This window comes from Halobacillus litoralis (assembly GCF_009856445.1).
Lineage (GTDB): Bacteria > Bacillota > Bacilli > Bacillales > Halobacillaceae > Halobacillus > Halobacillus litoralis.
Map to the genome: position 1 here is coordinate 85,424 of NZ_WMFA01000009.1, position 17,553 is coordinate 102,976.

The window sequence follows — 17,553 nt, forward strand, 5'->3', positions numbered from 1 at the left end:
CTAGTTAAGTTTCCTATTCCATGATTTCTACTACACATGCAAGTAAGCAATATGAGTGTTTAAGGAAGACTCAATTTGGTCATTCTGCCGCCATCCACTGTATAAACCTGTCCCGTGATAAACCCAGCCTCATCTGCTGCAAGAAAAGCCACAAGCGCCGCTACCTCCTCAGGGGAACCTGTGCGCCCTACAGGGTGAATACGACCAATGTCACGCCGAAAAGCCTCTGTATCAGGTGAACTTTCAATGAGGTCGAGGTTCAGGTCAGTGTCGATCCAGCCAGGGGCCACCGCATTGCAGCGGATGCCCTCATGCCCATGATCCACTGCCACAGAGCGGGTCAATCCATGAAGCCCTGCCTTAGAGACACAATAAGCTGCATGTTTAGGATTGGCTGCCAACCCTTCTGTTGAACCGGTGTTGACAATGTTACCTTTTGTCTTGCGGAGGTAAGGGAGAGCCGCGCGAATCAACAGGAAGGGTGCCGTGAGATTCACGGTGAGGTTACGCTGCCAATCCTCAAGGCTCATCTCTTCAATACCAGCTTCCATCATCATACCCGCATTGTTGACCAACACATCAAGTCGCCCTGTCCGGGAAATGACTTCTTCTACTATTCGTTCCGGTGTAGACGGATCGGAGAAATCAGCCGAAATCCAGTCGAATTCTTTATCCTCGCCGCGCTGGGCAGTGATCACTGTGGCTCCTTCTTCATGTAGCCGTCGAGCAATAGCCCGGCCAATGCCCGAACGTCCCCCTGTCACCAGCGCTGTTTTGTTTTCGAATCTTTTTATTTGATTTCTCATTTAATAGTACCTCCTATATTTCAGCAATGTAAAACCCCTTTTGGTTATCATATCCAAAAGGGGTTTTCTTCTCAAATTATTCACTACTAAGAAGCATTGGTTTTTAAAGGCTTTTTACAGAGTTGAAAAAAGAAGGATGGATACCTATGCAGGCTCCATCTTTCCTAAAATAACCTCCTAATTTTTTCGACCATCATATTATTTCAGCCTCTCATTAATGTGGACAGTGTTTTTCAAATCATTGCCTTCTTTCATGGAATTACTGCTAGCCATATTTCTTACAAATTCCTTGACGGTTTTCACACTAAGTCCCGATTCCCAAAACTCGGCAATATCGGGAGTCACTTTCTGGTCGAATACGGACAGCTTGTCCGCAGCGACCATGTGCCGTTTTATCAAAAGGGGATTGCCGCATTATTTATCCATGCTCCTCTTGAGCCGTAGTACCATTCCCCTAAAGACTACCGATTTTAAAGACCAGCCCCCCCTGCACTTGAAAATGCACCGGCTCCGCCAACGATTCCAGTACCGATGCCCACAATTAAAGCAAGGAAGGTCGCAAGCCATTTATTAAACTTTACTTGATCCCAATCATTCGTTTCTACAAATACAAATATATTACTTAATAACAATCGATAATTTATAACTTACATAATTACTTATATTAGTCAAAAATTCGTCCAATATTTCATTGGATGGAAATTTACATTCAAGAAGATAGCAACTTTCACCACTGACCTTATAATTGTTTATGACATATGGATCTTGTTTTTGCACGAACGACAAATAAGGTTGGTGATTAGTGTCTTTAAGAAAAATGTGCAGGAGAGCGTGAATGGAATACCCCATTTTTTCTTGATTCACTTTAATGGAATAACCTTCAATGACTCCACTATCTTCTAATTTTGCCACTCTTGCGGAAGTAGCTGGTCCAGTCAAATGGACTTTCTCACCTAATTCCTTCATTGTAATCCGACTGTTCTTGGATAGTTCGTCTAAAATATCAATATCCGTTTTATCTAACATTTCTGGAACTCCTTTCATAAATAAAGTCAAACGCCCAAAAGACTTTATTTAATCTATGTATTCGTCAGTGAGTCGTAGTTTAGAATATACATGGTACGAAACAATTTTTAAAGAAAAGGAGTTATTTCATATGAATATACAACTAATTCGAAATGCAACAATCACCGTTGAATATGCAGGGAAGAAGTTCTTGATTGATCCAATGCTAGCTGAAAAAGGGACTTTGCCTGCTTTTGGGCCTGAGGTAGGGCTACCTGAAGCACCAAGACAAGATCAGAACAATCCTTTGGTAGGCTTGCCGACATCCATTGAAGATGTCATCCAAGATATTGATGCGGTCATCGTCACTCACCTGCATCCTGACCACTGGGATATGGCAGCTATTGAAGCATTGCCAAAAGACATTAAACTATTTTCCCAAAACGAAGAAGATGCAACAGAAATACGCAGCGCTGGGTTCAAAAATGTAGAGGTATTACAAGAGAATACCGTGTTTGAAGATATCCAATTGATTAAAACAAAGGGCGAACACGGAAGAGGCGAAATCTTAAAAGCGGCTGGGCTCGTTTGTGGAGTTGTTTTTAAACACTCCTCGGAGAAAACATTATATATTGCTGGAGATACGGTTTGGTATGAGGCAGTTCAGGAAGTAATTGACGCACATAAGCCTGAAGTTATTGTCGTAAATGCTGGAGATAATCAATTTAATATAGGTGGTTCTCTCGTAATGGGTAAAGATGACGTATATGAAGTAAATAAAACTGCTCCTAACGCAAAAATTATTGCTGTCCATATGGAAGCTGTAAATCACTGGACGTTATCAAGGGAAGAATTAAAAAACTTTGCTAACGAAAAAGGGATCTCCTCTCTGGTTTCAGTGCCTAATGATGGACAATCATACTCATTTTAATACGCCCTAACCCGAAAAAATTCTTAAACGAACTGCATAAAAGTTTGAAGTAGGGAAAGCTGATTTTCAAAACCGAAAATCAGCTTTTTTTATTTTATGGTTTGCCACGTTTTAAGCGAAGTGAGCTAGAAACAACAACCTGACTTTTAATAATTTCATCTTATAACTGAGCACCTATTCTTGAAGACTCCGTTTCGGTATAACCGTCTTATCACTTAAGAACAATTTTTTAAAATCAACCTTTGTCACATGCATATTTCAACGTCCCTAAATTATTAATCTTGGTGTAACCAAATGTATCCCCCGGCCCATATTTAAGAATAAATGAAAAGCCTCTCAAAAGTTTGTAGACTCTTGAGAGGCTCGTAAGATTTATTGGACGATTTAAAAAACCAGTCAAAATCCAGTCAGATCGTTCTCAAACCCTATGTTGAAAGGGTTTTGGGGGCTATCACATCATGCCGCCCATTCCGCCCATGCCACCCATATCAGGCATGCCGCCGCCATTATCCTCTTCTGGATGATCAGCGACTACCGCTTCAGTTGTCAAGAACATAGCGGCTACGGATGCTGCGTTTTGAAGCGCAGAACGTGTAACTTTTGTAGGGTCAACAATACCTTGCTCAACCATGTTCACCCATTCGCCTGTCGCAGCGTTGAAGCCTACGCCGACTTCTTCGGCTTTCAGACGCTCAACGATAATGGATCCTTCAAGACCTGCGTTATGAACGATTTGGCGAACCGGCTCTTCAAGCGCACGAAGTACGATGCTTGCACCTGTTGCTTCGTCGTCTACAAGGCCAAGACCTTCTACAGAGTTGATGATGTTGACAAGCGCTGTACCACCACCGGCAACGATTCCTTCTTCTACTGCTGCTCGCGTAGAGTTCAGGGCGTCTTCGATACGTAGTTTACGCTCTTTCAATTCTGTTTCTGTTGCCGCACCGACTTTGATGACAGCTACGCCGCCAGAAAGCTTAGCAAGGCGCTCTTGTAGTTTCTCTTTGTCGAATTCAGAAGTTGTTTCTTCTGACTGGGCACGGATTTGAGCAACGCGGGAAGAGATCTGCTCAGGGTTACCTGCACCTTCGACGATTGTTGTATTTTCTTTAGTGATGACTGCTTTAGACGCGCGTCCAAGCTGGTCGATCGTTGTATTCTTCAATTCTAGCCCAAGATCTTCTGTAATCACCTGGCCGCCTGTAAGTGTCGCGATATCTTCAAGCATCGCTTTACGACGGTCACCGAATCCAGGAGCCTTAACAGCTACCGCGTTGAATGTACCACGAAGTTTGTTCACAACAAGTGTAGCAAGTGCTTCGCCTTCAACGTCTTCAGAGATCAATAGAAGTGGCTTGGATTGTTGAACCACTTGCTCAAGTACAGGAAGGACTTCCTGAATGTTGTTGATCTTCTTATCTGTAATTAGAATGTAAGGATCTTCAAGAACCGCTTCCATCTTATCCTGGTCTGTAACCATGTAAGGTGAAGCATAGCCGCGGTCAAACTGCATACCTTCAACCACTTCTAGTTCGGTGTTGAAACCTTTAGATTCTTCGATTGTGATAACACCATCGTTACCTACGCGCTCCATCGCTTCAGCAATCAGCTGACCGACTTCATTGTCAGCAGCAGAGATGCTGGCAACCTGTGCGATTGAATCGCGGCCTTCGATAGGTTTAGAGATTTTGCGAAGCTCTTCTGTTGCTACAGCAGTCGCTTTCTCAATACCTTTACGAATACCTACAGGGTTTGCGCCGGATGTAACGTTTTTAAGACCTTCACGGATCATTGCCTGTGCAAGAACCGTTGCTGTCGTTGTACCGTCACCAGCGACATCGTTTGTTTTAGAAGCTACTTCAGAGACGAGTTGTGCACCCATATTTTCGAAGTGGTCTTCCAATTCGATTTCTTTGGCGATTGTCACACCATCGTTTGTGATGAGTGGAGAACCGAATTTCTTATCTAATACGACGTTACGTCCTTTTGGTCCAAGTGTAACTTTAACAGCATTTGCTAATGTATCTACACCACGCAGCATAGAGCGGCGTGCGTCTTCACTAAATTTGATTTCTTTAGCCATTTAAAATGCCCTCCTCATTAAAATCGTATCTCTTAAGTATTTTTATAGGAATAGTGACTACTGAATAACAGCTAGTACATCTGATTCGCGCAGAATCAAGTATTCGCTGCCTTCATACTTCACTTCTGTACCTGCGAATTTAGAATAGATCACGCGGTCGCCTTGTGCGACTTCCAGTGCTACTTTTTCGCCGTTGTCTGTAATGCGGCCTGTGCCGACAGCAACAACTTTACCTTCTAGTGGCTTTTCTTTCGCAGAGTCCGGAAGTACGATTCCGCTCGCAGTAGTCTGCTCTTCTTCAACTAGTTCAATAACAATACGATCACCAAGTGGCTTTAACAATTAGGACACCCTCCTTGATATGGTTGTTTCAAATTTTTGTCGTTTATTAGCACTCGTCAATGATGAGTGCTAACACAATTATTATAATAAGCAATTCCCTATCGTTTTTCAAGTAGAAACTATAGAAATTTTGCACTTCTTTTTCGACAATATTCTTACACTGACCCTTATTCCTTACGTCTGGTTTTGAAACTGTGATAGAATACATAAAGTATGTATATTGAAGCTATTAAAAGGTATTTATAAAAGGAGTCGTGCCTTTATGCCGAAACATTATTGGTACATCATTGTGACCTATCTCATCACACAGATTTCTGCCATTGCGGCTGTCCCGGTTCTCGTCAAGGCTGCGGGGATGTCCCGCTTCGATGCGATTGCTGTCTGGTCTGTGTTCAGTTTTACGATTGCCACCATTATCATTCTTCTTCTGCTCCGCCGCAATCCAAAGGATGCATTAGCCCGGAGCGAGGATAAAGCAGGACCTGGGAAAGTCGTCCTCTGGTCGATTGCCGGTGTCTTTTTAGCCTTATTCGCCCAAGCCATTGCCGCAACCATCGAACGTGAATTGTTCGGTGTCTCACCTGGATCTGAGAATACAATGGGACTGATGGAGATCGCCCGCGAATCGCCGTTGTTCATCCTCCTTCCTGTCGTATTCGCACCAATTACGGAAGAAATCATTTTCCGTAAGATCATTTTCGGTTCGATCTATAAGCGGACGAATTTCTGGCTGGCCGTGCTCGTATCCGCTCTCGTCTTCGGAGCGTTCCATTTCGATTTCAGCCACATGTTAGTCTACTTCTCCATGGGAGTCGTTTTCGCCTTCCTTTATGTCAAAACAAAACGAATTATTACACCAATCGTGGCTCATATGGCGATGAACTCGTTTGTTGTCGTTTCGCAGTACTTCCTCACTGAAGAGGATATCCGCCGCATGCAGGAACAGCTGGAGACCATCTTTATTGGAGGCTTTTTATAATATGAGAACATCACCCTTATTCATGGCTTTTCTTTACATGATGATGGGTGTCGCATTCACCTACATCGCCGCCCAGTCGGCAGAAGAAACGGTATGGAATGCGATGACCATCATTCTGGCCATTGTCGCGACATTCAACATTGCCGTAGCGATTCGACTTTTCAATCTTCACAACAAGATTAAAAATGCCAAAAAGAAATAATGTCGCAAAAAAAGCAGGTCCACACGCGTGGGCCTGCTTTTTTCTATGCTTCCTGCTCTTCTTGATCATCCTGCACCCCTTTTAATATGAACGAAAACGGAATCGCGATGATCAGCACGATCGCAGATACGAGAAACGCTTCATTGAGCGTCTGCAGGGTAGCTGCCTGCATATCGATATCCGGATTCGCAGAAACTTGCGCACGTCTCACTTCATAATAAATGGAGAAAAACACGATACCCAGGGAAGAGGAAATCTGCCGGATGATGTTGTTCATCGCAGAGCCCTGAGCCACCAGGTGTTCCGGAATGCTGTTCATACCCGAAGTCGTTGCCGGCATGTTCCCCATTCCCATTCCAAGGCCTCTCACCGTATTTAACAAAAGGATCAGCCAATACGGGGTGGACAACTGTAAAAAGCTCAACCCAAGGGTCGCAAGCGCCATGATGGTAAGGCCAGGTGGGACAACGTATTTCGGTCCCTTTTTATCGAGAATTCGTCCACCGATGGACATGAACACTCCACTCGCGGCAGCAGCCGGAAGGAATAAGAGTCCAGTCATGACTTCATTTAGACCATACACATTTTGAATCAGTAATGGCAGCAGGAAAATCCCTGAGAACAATCCGATGGATGCGGCTGAAGTGACAACGATCGATACGGAATAGGTCGGCACTTTGAAGACGGATAAGTTCAGCAGTGGATCCTCCTGACGGTTTTCGTAAAAGACGAAAAGGACAATGGCGATCAGTCCGCCTACAATCAAGGCGATGTTCAAAGGATCGAACAACGTCTCAAGCGTCCTTCCCCTTCCTAAGGCAAACAGCACCGACCCAATGCCTGCCGCAATAATCAAGAAACCAACGAGGTCAAACCGCTTCGTCGGATCTGTTTCTGTACGTTCAAGAAATTTTGAAGATAAAATAAGTCCCGTCAGTCCGAACGGAATGTTGAAGGCGAATAACCACGGCCAGTCCAGATACTGGATGAGAAATCCACCGATGGTTGGTCCGATGGCTGGTGCGACCATGGCGGCAACGCCGTACACGCCGACCGCAAGTCCCCGCTCATAACGTGGAAACGAGTTAAAGATGAGCGCCATGGCGATCGGCATCATCAACCCGCCGGCCATTCCCTGGATCGCTCGGGATAAGATGACCATACCGAGCGTCGATGAAAAGAATCCGAGTGTGGAACCTGCAAGGAAAATACAGAGCCCGACAAGGTACACTTTCTTTTTTCCGAACCGGTCACCGAAATAGCCGGTAAGCGGCATTGTCATCCCCATCGATACCATGAAGATCGTTAAAATCCACCCGACTGCAACGGCATCGGATTCAAAAATCTCGATGAAGCGCGGCAGAATCGGGTTCAGCATACTATTGTTCAAAATGACCGTGAATGTCCCGAACAGGACCGACACGACCACGAGCCATTTATGAGGCAGTTTACTCAAATCGTCTCACCCGCTTTCTTTCGATACGCGAACTAGTATTTACTATACCACCTGAGCTTTTCATTAACCATGATTCCGCATGTTTCGACTGTAAGCGCCTTCTGTTCTAACGTAGGTTTACAACGATTCTTGAAGAGGGTATGTGCTATAGCAACGAACAAAAGGAGGTTCTTTTAATATGGAACGTTTAGATAATAAAATTGCCGTCGTGACCGGCTCGGCTACAGGAATCGGTGCGGCAACCGTTAAACGATTCGCCAGTGAAGGTGCAACGGTCGTTTGCGGGGATATTAATGTAGAAGAAGTACAAAAAACCGTGGATGAAGTGAAGAACGAAGGTGGAAAAGCAGAAGCTGTGGAGCTTGATGTTTCTGAGGTGGATAGTGTCCAGCAGTTCGCCAATTACGTAAAAGAACATTACGGGAAGGTCGACATCCTGTTCAACAATGCGGGCGTTGATCAGGAAGGCGGAAAGGTCCACGAATATCCTGTGGAACTCTTCGATAAAATCATTGCCGTCGATTTGAGAGGTACGTTCTTGACGAGCAAGTACATCCTCCCCCTCATGCTTGAAAATGGAGGCTCTGTCATCAATACATCATCCATGTCGGGCCAGGCCGCAGATCTCGACCGCTCCGGATACAATGCAGCTAAGGGTGGCATCACCAACTTTACAAGAGCGATGGCGATCGACTATGCGCGTGAAGGCATCCGTGTCAACTCGATTTCTCCGGGTACCATCGAAACGCCGCTCGTTCAGGAACTTGCAGGGTCCAAGCAGGAAGAAGAAGGCCGGGAGTTCCGTGAAGCGAATAAATGGGTCACTCCGATGGGACGTCTGGGACGTCCGGAAGAAATGGCAAACGTCGCCCTGTTCCTTGCTTCTGATGAGAGTTCGTATGTGACAGGTGAAGATATCACCGCTGACGGCGGCATCATGGCCTACACGTGGCCGGGCAAGATGCTCATGGACAAAAGCTGGAAAGAAAATACCGAATAACATAAAAAGAAGCTCAGCGTCAGGCTGAGCTTCTTTTTTATTCTGCATTTTTATAATAAATCAAGTTGTCCGTCCATTCCCCAAACTCATGGATGAACCCTTTCCGGGTGCATTCATACTCAAGGCCGATACTCTCTGCCATCTTGATGGAAGGCGCATTATCCAAATTGATATGGGCCTCGACCCTGTGGTAATTCAATTGATCAAAAGCAATCCTTAACGCTTCAGCAACCGCTTCCTTGCCATAACCCTTCTCCCAATGCTGGTTATGCAGCGCATACCCGATTCTTCCCCATTGGAAATCATATCTTACTAAGGTAGAAAAATCGATCATTCCCACATGGGTACGGTCTTCCTTCAGAAAAACACCGAAGACATAGGCGGTATCGTTCATCGCCAACTGCTGATGTTTCTCCACGAGCTCATCAAACCACTCTTTCGTACAAACACTCATATCAAGACGGCCTTCATCATGGCGGCGCCTGGACGGAAAACGTTCCTCATATCCTTGGAGCCAGCTTTCATAATCGCCTTTCTCAAGCGGTCTAATGACCAATCTTTCTGTTTCTGAACCAAACGATAATGTTTCCAAACCCTTTCCTCCTAAAAAAAGAGTGAGAAACCAAAATGATTTCACACTCGTATGTCCTTCTTATTGATCTTCCTCTACTTCCCCTTCGTTCAGTGGATAATGCTTCAGGAAATAAACGAGAGCCTGCAGCTCGATGGCAAGGTCGATATGATGGACCCTGACATTTGATGGCACGCTGATTCTCGCCGGTGTAAAGTTGAGGATTCCGGAAATCCCCGCATTCACCAATCTGTCGGCAATCCCTTGCGCAGCAGATGAGGGAACCGTAAGAATGGCAACAGATATGTCGCCGAGTTTTTCTTCTAAGTCGTTGATGTGCTCGACCCCGACTCCACCCACTTCAGAACCAACACGCTCGTCGTTCGCATCGAAGGCGATTTCGATTTTCGTATTGTTGTTTTTCGTGAAGTTGTAGTTCAAAAATGCCGTTCCCAGATTTCCGACACCAATTAACGCGACACGTGTCGTTTCATCCTGGTCGAGCGTTTTCCTGAAAAAGGAGAGCAAATACTCGACGTTGTAGCCGTATCCTTTTTTCCCGAGTGCTCCGAAATAGGAAAAATCGCGGCGGATCGTCGCTGAATCGACTTTCACCGCATCGCTCAGTTCCTTCGAAGACACACGCAGTTTGCCCTGGGTATGAAGGTTGTTCAAAAAGCGATAATAGAGCGGCAGCCGCTTCGCTGTCGCCTGTGGAATCTTCGTTTGTTCGATATCCATTAGCACCGGACTCCTTTACCTGTTTCTCGTGTAGTCGCCTTTATTCCCGCCTGTCTTTTCTTTCAAGTAGGTCGGGCCGATGACCATTCCTTTATCTAACGCTTTGCACATATCGTAAACCGTGAGAGCTGTGGCGGAGGCGGCCGTTAGCGCTTCCATTTCCACCCCTGTGCTTCCCTTCGTTTTGACGGAAACCTCGATGTGTAAGGTCGGCTGATCTTCAGTATCCCAATCAAAGGACACATCGATGCCTTTTAAAGATAACGGATGGCACATGGGAATCCAGTCGGACGTGTTTTTAGCTGCCATGATGCCCGCGACCTGGGCGACGGAGAGCACGTCCCCTTTTCCGATCTCATGGTTGGTGATTTTATGATAAATCTCTTCGTTCACTTGTACACTTGTTGCTGCGACGGCCGTCCGTACAGAATCTTTTTTGTCTGAAATATCTACCATACGGGCGCGGCCCTGGTCATTAAAATGACTGAACTCCGCCATTTTCTTCTACCCCTTTTTGTAAACAGTACTGATTGAAACACTACTCTTATTCTACCAAAAAATCAAACGGAAGTCGTTAAAGATTTCACATACTTCAGGAGCATTGTGTTGCTAGGGGATGCGCCTATGAGATACACTGATTTTATTGAGGTGAAACGACATGATTCTCATGCAATTGAACCAATTGACGAAGCGTTTCGGCGCCGAGTTGATTTTATCGAATATCAAATTGGAAGTACAGATGAACGACCGGATCGCCATCGTCGGTCGGAACGGAGCAGGAAAATCGACCTTGCTCAAAATGATGGCTGGTGAAATGAGCCACGATGAGGGCAATATTTTCAAACCGAAAGAAACCACGATGGGCTACCTGGCCCAAAATACAGGGCTGCAGTCAGAGGAAACCATATGGAACGAGATGGAGAAGGTGTTCGAACACCTGAAGGACCTGGAGCAAGAACTCCGCTCCATGGAAGTGCAGATGGCGGACCCCGACCTGCTCGACGATCAGAAACGCTACCAGCAGCTGCTGGCGGATTACGACCGGAAACAGGAATATTTCAAGACGGCTGGCGGCTATCAGTATGAAGCAGATATCCGCGGCGTGTTGAACGGGTTGAATTTCAAAAACTTCAACTGGGATACACCGATCAATTCCTTGAGCGGCGGGCAGAAAACGCGCCTCGCGCTCGGAAAGCTGCTGCTCACAAGTCCGGATGTCCTCATCCTCGATGAGCCGACGAACCACTTGGACATCGATACACTGAGCTGGCTTGAAGGTTACCTGCAGGGCTATCAAGGAGCCGTCGTCATCGTCTCCCACGACCGCTACTTCCTGGACAGGATCGTCAATACCGTCTACGAAATCGCGTTTCAATCATCCAAGCGGTACCACGGCAACTACAGCGATTATTTAAAAAAGAAAGAAGCGGACTATGAGCAGGAACTCAAACGCTTTGAAAAGCAGCAGGAAGAAATCAAGCGGATGGAAGATTTCATTCAGAAGAACATCGTCCGGGCGACGACAAGTAAGCGGGCCCAAAGCCGCCGGAAACAACTGGAGAAAATGGACAAGCTCGAAAAGCCGAAGGATGACAACCAGTCGGCGAAGTTCAGTTTCCAGACTGCGAAACGAAGCGGCAATGATGTGTTGAAGCTGCGCAACTATGCGTTCCGTTATGATGATAGCGATGACTACCTTTTCGACAACGTATCCCTTGATTTGAACCGTGGCGATTCTGTGGCGCTTGTCGGTCCTAATGGTGTCGGAAAGACGACGTTATTGAAGACACTCATCGGAGATTTGGAACAGTCGAAAGGTGAAAAGCTGATCGGAACGAACGTGCAAATCGGTTATTACGATCAGGAGCAGACAAAACTGAACTCAACGAAAGCGGTTTTGAACGAGCTCTGGGAAGAATATCCGATGAAAAACGAAAAGGATATCCGCACCATCCTCGGCAACTTCCTTTTCTCAGGTGAAGATGTGCTGAAGCCAGTCTCTGCGCTCAGTGGTGGAGAAAAAGCGAGGCTCTCCCTAGCCAAACTGATGATGCAGGAAGCGAACTTCTTAATTCTCGACGAGCCGACCAACCACCTGGATCTTGATAGTAAGGAAGTGTTGGAAGCAGCGCTTGTGGATTATCCTGGCACCCTTTTATTCGTTTCCCACGACCGTTACTTTATCAACAAGATTGCGACGCAGGTTGTGGAAATGAATCCTGAAGAGACCCGCCTTTTCCTTGGTGATTATGATTACTATGTTGATAAGAAGCGGGAAGAGTACGAGCTGCAGCAGATCGAAGAAGCTGAACGCCTGCAGAACGAACCGAAGCAGCAGGAAGTGCAGCAGAAGAACAGTTTTGAAGAAGACAAAGCTGCGAAACGGGAAGAACGGAAGAAAAACCGACGCATCGCTGAAATTGAAGAAGAAATTGAACAGTTGGAAGCGAGACTTGAAGAAAACGAAGAGCTCCTCTGTGACCCGGACATCTTTCAGGACCACGAACGATCCCTGGAAATCACAGAAGACAACACACAGCTCCAGTCTAAACTCGAAGCCCTCATGGAAGAATGGGAAACCCTCCATGACTGATCACTGACAGAAACAGGTGTACCAGGTCATCCAAAATATGGATGACCTGGTACACCATTTTTTTCCACAAATATCATTCTATTCTTTTTTATTGATGGATTCTGCTCACATGTATATTCGTGTATGAATGATGATTCAGTATCCACATAGTTTTCAACAGTTGAATAGCTTTATTAACAGTTTTCAACAGGGTTATGCACATTATCCACAGAAACACTTATATTTATCCACAAAATTGGTACCGTTTTCTTTCCTGTTTCTACTTATCCACTGATGGTTTATCCACTGTATGTTTATACACATGTGGATAAACGCCTCTCTGTATTTTTCTCAAACTTATACACACTCCCTATGAAAAAGGAAAAGCTCTCCTTATTTAAAAGGAGAGCTTTGATCGTTCCTGTTCACGACCTTACTTTTTACGTGCACCAAAAAGCTCGAGATCCAGTCCTGGATTGGCATTCAAATCCCATCCAGCCCGGTGACCCTGATTGTACGCAACAGCTCCAGCCGCAGCAATCATAGCGGCATTGTCTGTGCACAAATGAAGCGGTGGTATAAGCAACTCTGTTTCGCTGTCTTTGAATTTCTCCTGCAGGGCTGCTCTTAATCCCTTATTGGCAGCAACACCACCAGCGACGATCATTTGCTTTACACCATACTCCTCGGCCGCACGGAACGCTTTTGTGGATAACACGTCCACAACACTTGCTTGAAAGCTTGCGGCCACATCCTCAGGTTTTAAATATTCATCCCGCTGCTTCGCTTTGTGGAGACGGTTGATCACAGCTGATTTCAATCCGCTGAAACTGAAATCATAGGATCCATCTTCCAGCCAGGCACGAGGGAAATCAATCGTCTCTTCCCCTTCTTGAGCGAGGCGGTCGATTTGAGGTCCGCCTGGGTAGGGAAGCTTCAGCGTTCGCGCTACTTTGTCATACGCTTCCCCTGCGGCATCATCGCGCGTTTCACCGATGATTTCAAAGGATCCATGTTCACCCATCAACACAAGCTCCGTGTGCCCGCCGGATACAACAAGGGAAAGAAGCGGAAATTCAAATTCCTTTTCCAAACGGTTGGCATAGATATGACCCGCAATATGATGCACGCCCACAAGCGGCTTCTGTTTAGCAAAAGCGATTGATTTCGCTGCATTGACACCAACAAGAAGGGCACCGACCAGTCCAGGTCCTTCCGTTACCGCAATGGCATCCATATCATCAATGGTCATCCCCGCGTCTTCAAGGGCTTCTTCAAGTGTAATCGTCATCTGTTCGATATGGTGCCTGGAGGCAATTTCCGGTACCACACCTCCGAAACGCTTATGACTTTCTATTTGGGAAGCGACGATGTTCGTCATCAGTTCTGTTTCGTTTTTGACAATTGCTACGGCTGTTTCATCACAACTCGTCTCAATCGCTAAAATGTATTGATCTTCCTTCATTTTAACCCCACCCACATCACTAACGCATCTTCACCATTGTCCGAGTAGTACCTCTTTCGGATTCCTCCAGGTACCATCCCGAACTTCCGGTACATATGCTGCGCGGCTGTATTTGAAACTCTCACTTCAAGCGACAGCTGGATTGCTCCATGCTCAATCGCTTCGTTACAAGTATGGCGGAACAAACGCTCACCATACTTGTTTCCTCTATGGTCTGGATGAATGGCGATATTCGTGACATGAGCCTCATCAATGATCAACCACAAACCACAGTATCCAATGATCGCGTCCTGTTTTTCTACTACATAATAATACGCGTAAGGATTGTCTTCCATCTCTTTTTCAAAAGTTTCCTCCGACCACGGTACGGCAAAAGAAGCCTTTTCGACTTCCATAACAGCTTCTACATCATCCTTCGTCATTCTCCTGATTGTCGCCATCCTACTTCTTCCCCTGCTGCTCCAACCATTTAGCTTCCGCCTCAGGAATCCGCAAATAGTTCGGAACGAGGTCATGCAACGGGCCGGGTTCCTTTTCTTCTGCTATAGAACCGATGATGGCAGGTCGTGCATAGTGATAAGGAGCTTTCGGAAGAACCGCCTGATCGCCAAGAATCTCGACAATCTTTTCATCATGCACAGCTATATCCTGACTGAGGAAAAGAACAGGTTCGTCCAGTTCCTTCAGTTGATGGAGCCAATCCTCCATCAAGACGTTCGTCTCATCCTTTTCCAGTGTCATATCTGATCGATACAGCCCTGTATAGACAAGCCCACGGCGTGCATCAAAGAACGGACAGACATACCCTTGGAAAAAGACTCCCTGCCTTGCTACAGCTTCTAAGCTCGAAACACCTACAACTGGGATTCCGAGCGACCACGCCATCGTCTTTGCCGTCGTCAACCCGATTCGTACACCCGTATAGGACCCAGGCCCATGTGCAACCGCGATTCTGTCTAAGTCACTTGGCTGCATGTCCGTTTCCTTCATAACCTGATCGATCGCAGGCATCAGACGGATGGAATGATTCTTTTTGATATTCGTCACATACTCGCCAGCTACAGCCCCATCTCTGATGACCGCAACGCCCATGACATAATTCGAGGTATCTATTGCCAGTACATTCATCCTAAAATCTCCTTACATAACGATTCAAAATGATCGGATGCCGTTTCGAATGTGAACACCCGCGTCACTTCGTCCATATAACGGATCGTAATATCCAGCCGTTCATCAGGTAAGAATTCCTCAATGAACTGGGCCCACTCCACGACCGTTACTCCTTCTCCTTCAAAATACTCGTCGAAACCGAGATCTTCATCACTCTCTTCCAAACGATAGACATCCATATGATAAAAGGGGACACGCCCCTGATATTCTTTCATAATCGTAAAGGTCGGGCTGTTGATCGTCCGTTTGACGCCCAATCCTTTACCCAGGCCTTTTGTGAACGTTGTTTTTCCAGCCCCTAAATCGCCCTCTAATGTTAGTACATCGCCCGGTTGCAAACGTTCTCCGAGCTTTTCTGCCAACTGCTGTGTTTCTTCTGTAGAGGAGCTTCTCCATTCAAATGTTTTCATTCAATCACCCTTTTCCTTCAAATGAGTATAACCGGAAGAGGTCAAGGTCTCCCACTTCCCCTTTTGATGAAGCATCACAACGGGTGCAGCCCCCTCTTTCTCTTTCACGTATCCGATTTTACTTATCGTAACACCTGCGTGTTCGGCAGCTTTTATCACTTGTGGCCAGTCCTCCTCAGGCACGGCTCCAAGCAATTCAAAATCTTCTCCACCGGATAATCCCCATTCCTCATGATGTTCAGGGAAAACATTGCGGATCGCTTTAGAAAAAGGGATACCTTCTGACTCAATAAACAGATCAACATTAGATGCCTCCGCAATTTCCTTCGCTTCATTCGCAATTCCGTCACTAACATCATTCAAAGTTATCCGTTCAATCTGGGATAAATGTGAGGCAAAAGAAACCCTCGGCACAGGAGTTTGATGACGTTCAATAAGGTATGTAATCTCCGCAGACTTTTCCCATTGTGGATTCAACAAGCATTCCAAACCTGCCCTGGAGTCTCCGAGGGTTCCCGTGACAAACAATACATCCCCAGGTTTCGCTGTGGAACGGTATCTCGCTTTTCCTTTATGAACCATCCCTATAACCGTAACACTTAACGAGAGTTCTCTCCCGGACACCGTATCGCCGCCGATCAAATCCATTTGATAGGAATCTCCAAGCTTCTTCATTCCCTCATAAATACATTCAAGTTCCTGCTGACTCCAATTAGAAGGAATCGTAATCGAAACCATGTAAAAAGCAGGCGTACTGCCCATCGCAGCAAGATCACTGATATTTGCTGCCAACACACGGTGACCAATCTTCTCAGGTTCCATCGTCTGCCTTGTAAAATGGACTCCTTCCACCATCGTATCCACAGCTGTAACGATATCATGACCCGAAGGACGGAAGACCGCCGCATCGTCATCAATCCCTTTTATTAAGGAAGATTGTCGGTAGTAATCGGGCTTAATCGATCGTATAAATGAGAACTCATCCATATATATGTCCCTTTCTCTTATGACCGCTTTCTTATCTCAAACCGGCCGCTCGTATAATCGTAATATTCCTATTATACCAAGAGAGAGGCACATTTAAAAAATTCCATAATAAAAGCCTTAGGAAAGGTTCCTAAGGCTGAACGTTTAATTTTAAGTAGTGGCGGTCCGGACGGGACTCGAACCCGCGACCTCCTGCGTGACAGGCAGGCATTCTAACCAACTGAACTACCGGACCAAAATTTTTCATAAAAAAAGAAAGTCAAAAGACTTAATGAAAATTGGTTGCACTTATTAGTAATACGATGTTTATTTAACTTGGATGATTACTCGACGTAGTTAAATAAAATTTGGTTGCGGGGACAGGATTTGAACCTGTGACCTCCGGGTTATGAGCCCGACGAGCTACCAGACTGCTCTACCCCGCGATAATGTGGGATGACTTTAATAAGTTCCCATAAGATTTAATTGTGAACTATTTTCTATTGTACTACATTTTAGAAAATAAATCAATGTGGCGGCGTCCTACTCTCACGGGGGTAAACCCGACTACCATCGGCGCTGAAGAGCTTAACTGCTGTGTTCGGCATGGGAACAGGTGTGACCTCTTCGCCTTCACCACCACATCAATATAAAGTTTGAGGTGAACCCTCAAAACTGGATAAGGAAACATCTTGTTTGAAAAGCAACGTTCTTCACGAATGATTATAATCAGATAGATAAGTCATCGATCCATTAGTATCCGTCAGCTCCACGTGTCACCACGCTTCCACCTCGGACCTATCAACCTCATCGTCTCTGAGGGATCTTATTTGCTTAAAGCAAAGGGAAATCTC

The 17,553-nt window shown here is 45.8% G+C and carries 19 protein-coding genes, 2 tRNA genes and 2 rRNA genes; 5 read left to right on the forward strand and 18 right to left on the reverse strand.

What is annotated here, in order from left to right; all coding sequences use genetic code 11:
* Positions 1-59: 59 nt before the first annotated feature.
* From GLW00_RS16745 to GLW00_RS16755, 3 genes are all read right to left on the reverse strand, one after another.
* Positions 60-806 (reverse strand): SDR family NAD(P)-dependent oxidoreductase, encoded by a 747-nt coding sequence (locus tag GLW00_RS16745; RefSeq protein WP_202412546.1) that lies wholly within the window; start codon positions 804-806, stop codon positions 60-62.
* Between the two features lie 470 nt (positions 807-1,276).
* Positions 1,277-1,438: a hypothetical protein gene (locus tag GLW00_RS20830; RefSeq protein WP_272482824.1), complete on the reverse strand. Its 162-nt coding sequence runs from the start codon at positions 1,436-1,438 to the stop codon at positions 1,277-1,279.
* Positions 1,425-1,832, reverse strand: coding sequence for an Lrp/AsnC family transcriptional regulator (locus GLW00_RS16755; RefSeq protein ID WP_160915990.1), 408 nt, complete (start codon positions 1,830-1,832; stop codon positions 1,425-1,427). The genes GLW00_RS20830 and GLW00_RS16755 overlap by 14 nt, the downstream gene beginning before the upstream one ends.
* A gap of 130 nt (positions 1,833-1,962) precedes the next feature.
* Here GLW00_RS16755 and GLW00_RS16760 point away from each other — a divergent pair, with 130 nt between their 5' ends.
* Entirely contained in the window at positions 1,963-2,742 is a 780-nt protein-coding gene (locus GLW00_RS16760) for an MBL fold metallo-hydrolase (protein WP_160915992.1), read from the forward strand.
* Between the two features lie 451 nt (positions 2,743-3,193).
* Here the strand turns inward: GLW00_RS16760 and groL are convergent, their stop codons facing one another.
* Together groL and groES are read right to left on the reverse strand one after the other, a co-directional pair.
* Complete coding sequence (gene groL / locus GLW00_RS16765) at positions 3,194-4,825, reverse strand: chaperonin GroEL (RefSeq protein WP_160915994.1); 1,632 nt, start codon at positions 4,823-4,825, stop codon at positions 3,194-3,196.
* A 57-nt stretch (positions 4,826-4,882) separates the two neighbouring features.
* Entirely contained in the window at positions 4,883-5,167 is a 285-nt protein-coding gene (gene groES, locus GLW00_RS16770) for a co-chaperone GroES (protein WP_089654972.1), read from the reverse strand.
* A gap of 262 nt (positions 5,168-5,429) precedes the next feature.
* On the opposite strand from groES, the gene GLW00_RS16775 reads away from it, so the two are divergent.
* Positions 5,430-6,146, forward strand: coding sequence for a CPBP family intramembrane glutamic endopeptidase (locus tag GLW00_RS16775; protein ID WP_160915996.1), 717 nt, complete (start codon positions 5,430-5,432; stop codon positions 6,144-6,146).
* A gap of 1 nt (position 6,147) precedes the next feature.
* Positions 6,148-6,348: a YdiK family protein gene (locus tag GLW00_RS16780; RefSeq protein ID WP_089654970.1), complete on the forward strand. Its 201-nt coding sequence runs from the start codon at positions 6,148-6,150 to the stop codon at positions 6,346-6,348.
* A 43-nt stretch (positions 6,349-6,391) separates the two neighbouring features.
* On the opposite strand, the gene GLW00_RS16785 is transcribed toward GLW00_RS16780, so the two are convergent.
* Entirely contained in the window at positions 6,392-7,804 is a 1,413-nt protein-coding gene (locus GLW00_RS16785; protein WP_160915998.1) for an MDR family MFS transporter, read from the reverse strand.
* A 178-nt stretch (positions 7,805-7,982) separates the two neighbouring features.
* Between GLW00_RS16785 and GLW00_RS16790 the strand changes: the two genes are divergently transcribed.
* Positions 7,983-8,804 (forward strand): SDR family oxidoreductase, encoded by an 822-nt coding sequence (locus tag GLW00_RS16790; protein ID WP_160916000.1) that lies wholly within the window; start codon positions 7,983-7,985, stop codon positions 8,802-8,804.
* A gap of 37 nt (positions 8,805-8,841) precedes the next feature.
* On the opposite strand, the gene GLW00_RS16795 is transcribed toward GLW00_RS16790, so the two are convergent.
* The 3 genes from GLW00_RS16795 to moaC are packed head-to-tail and all read right to left on the reverse strand — an operon-like array spanning position 8,842 to position 10,614.
* Complete coding sequence (locus tag GLW00_RS16795) at positions 8,842-9,396, reverse strand: GNAT family N-acetyltransferase (RefSeq protein WP_160916002.1); 555 nt, start codon at positions 9,394-9,396, stop codon at positions 8,842-8,844.
* 60 nt (positions 9,397-9,456) lie between these two features.
* A complete protein-coding gene (locus tag GLW00_RS16800; RefSeq protein ID WP_160916004.1) occupies positions 9,457-10,116 on the reverse strand; it encodes a redox-sensing transcriptional repressor Rex in 660 nt (219 codons plus the stop codon).
* 15 nt (positions 10,117-10,131) lie between these two features.
* On the reverse strand, positions 10,132-10,614 hold the full coding sequence (gene moaC / locus GLW00_RS16805) for a cyclic pyranopterin monophosphate synthase MoaC (RefSeq protein ID WP_160916007.1): 483 nt from the start codon (positions 10,612-10,614) through the stop codon (positions 10,132-10,134).
* Between the two features lie 160 nt (positions 10,615-10,774).
* On the opposite strand from moaC, the gene GLW00_RS16810 reads away from it, so the two are divergent.
* Positions 10,775-12,709 (forward strand): ABC-F family ATP-binding cassette domain-containing protein, encoded by a 1,935-nt coding sequence (locus tag GLW00_RS16810; RefSeq protein WP_160916009.1) that lies wholly within the window; start codon positions 10,775-10,777, stop codon positions 12,707-12,709.
* A 412-nt stretch (positions 12,710-13,121) separates the two neighbouring features.
* On the opposite strand, the gene tsaD is transcribed toward GLW00_RS16810, so the two are convergent.
* The 9 genes from tsaD to GLW00_RS16855 form a co-directional block, all read right to left on the reverse strand.
* On the reverse strand, positions 13,122-14,153 hold the full coding sequence (gene tsaD, locus GLW00_RS16815; RefSeq protein ID WP_160916011.1) for a tRNA (adenosine(37)-N6)-threonylcarbamoyltransferase complex transferase subunit TsaD: 1,032 nt from the start codon (positions 14,151-14,153) through the stop codon (positions 13,122-13,124).
* Positions 14,150-14,593, reverse strand: a complete 444-nt coding sequence (gene rimI / locus GLW00_RS16820; RefSeq protein ID WP_160916012.1) for a ribosomal protein S18-alanine N-acetyltransferase — start codon at positions 14,591-14,593, stop codon at positions 14,150-14,152. The genes tsaD and rimI overlap by 4 nt, the downstream gene beginning before the upstream one ends.
* Before the next feature lies 1 nt (position 14,594).
* On the reverse strand, positions 14,595-15,281 hold the full coding sequence (tsaB, locus tag GLW00_RS16825) for a tRNA (adenosine(37)-N6)-threonylcarbamoyltransferase complex dimerization subunit type 1 TsaB (RefSeq protein WP_160916014.1): 687 nt from the start codon (positions 15,279-15,281) through the stop codon (positions 14,595-14,597).
* A complete protein-coding gene (gene tsaE / locus GLW00_RS16830) occupies positions 15,278-15,733 on the reverse strand; it encodes a tRNA (adenosine(37)-N6)-threonylcarbamoyltransferase complex ATPase subunit type 1 TsaE (protein ID WP_160916016.1) in 456 nt (151 codons plus the stop codon). Before tsaE ends, tsaB begins: the two co-directional genes overlap by 4 nt.
* The gene (gene thiL / locus GLW00_RS16835; RefSeq protein ID WP_160916018.1) at positions 15,734-16,720 is read right to left on the reverse strand and encodes a thiamine-phosphate kinase; all 987 of its coding nucleotides are present in this window, start codon (positions 16,718-16,720) and stop codon (positions 15,734-15,736) included.
* 158 nt (positions 16,721-16,878) lie between these two features.
* A tRNA-Asp gene (locus tag GLW00_RS16840) sits at positions 16,879-16,955 on the reverse strand.
* 113 nt (positions 16,956-17,068) lie between these two features.
* Positions 17,069-17,145, reverse strand: a tRNA-Met gene (locus GLW00_RS16845).
* A gap of 84 nt (positions 17,146-17,229) precedes the next feature.
* Positions 17,230-17,343 (reverse strand): 5S ribosomal RNA (gene rrf, locus GLW00_RS16850).
* 89 nt (positions 17,344-17,432) lie between these two features.
* A 23S ribosomal RNA gene (locus tag GLW00_RS16855) occupies positions 17,433-17,553 on the reverse strand; the annotation flags it as partial.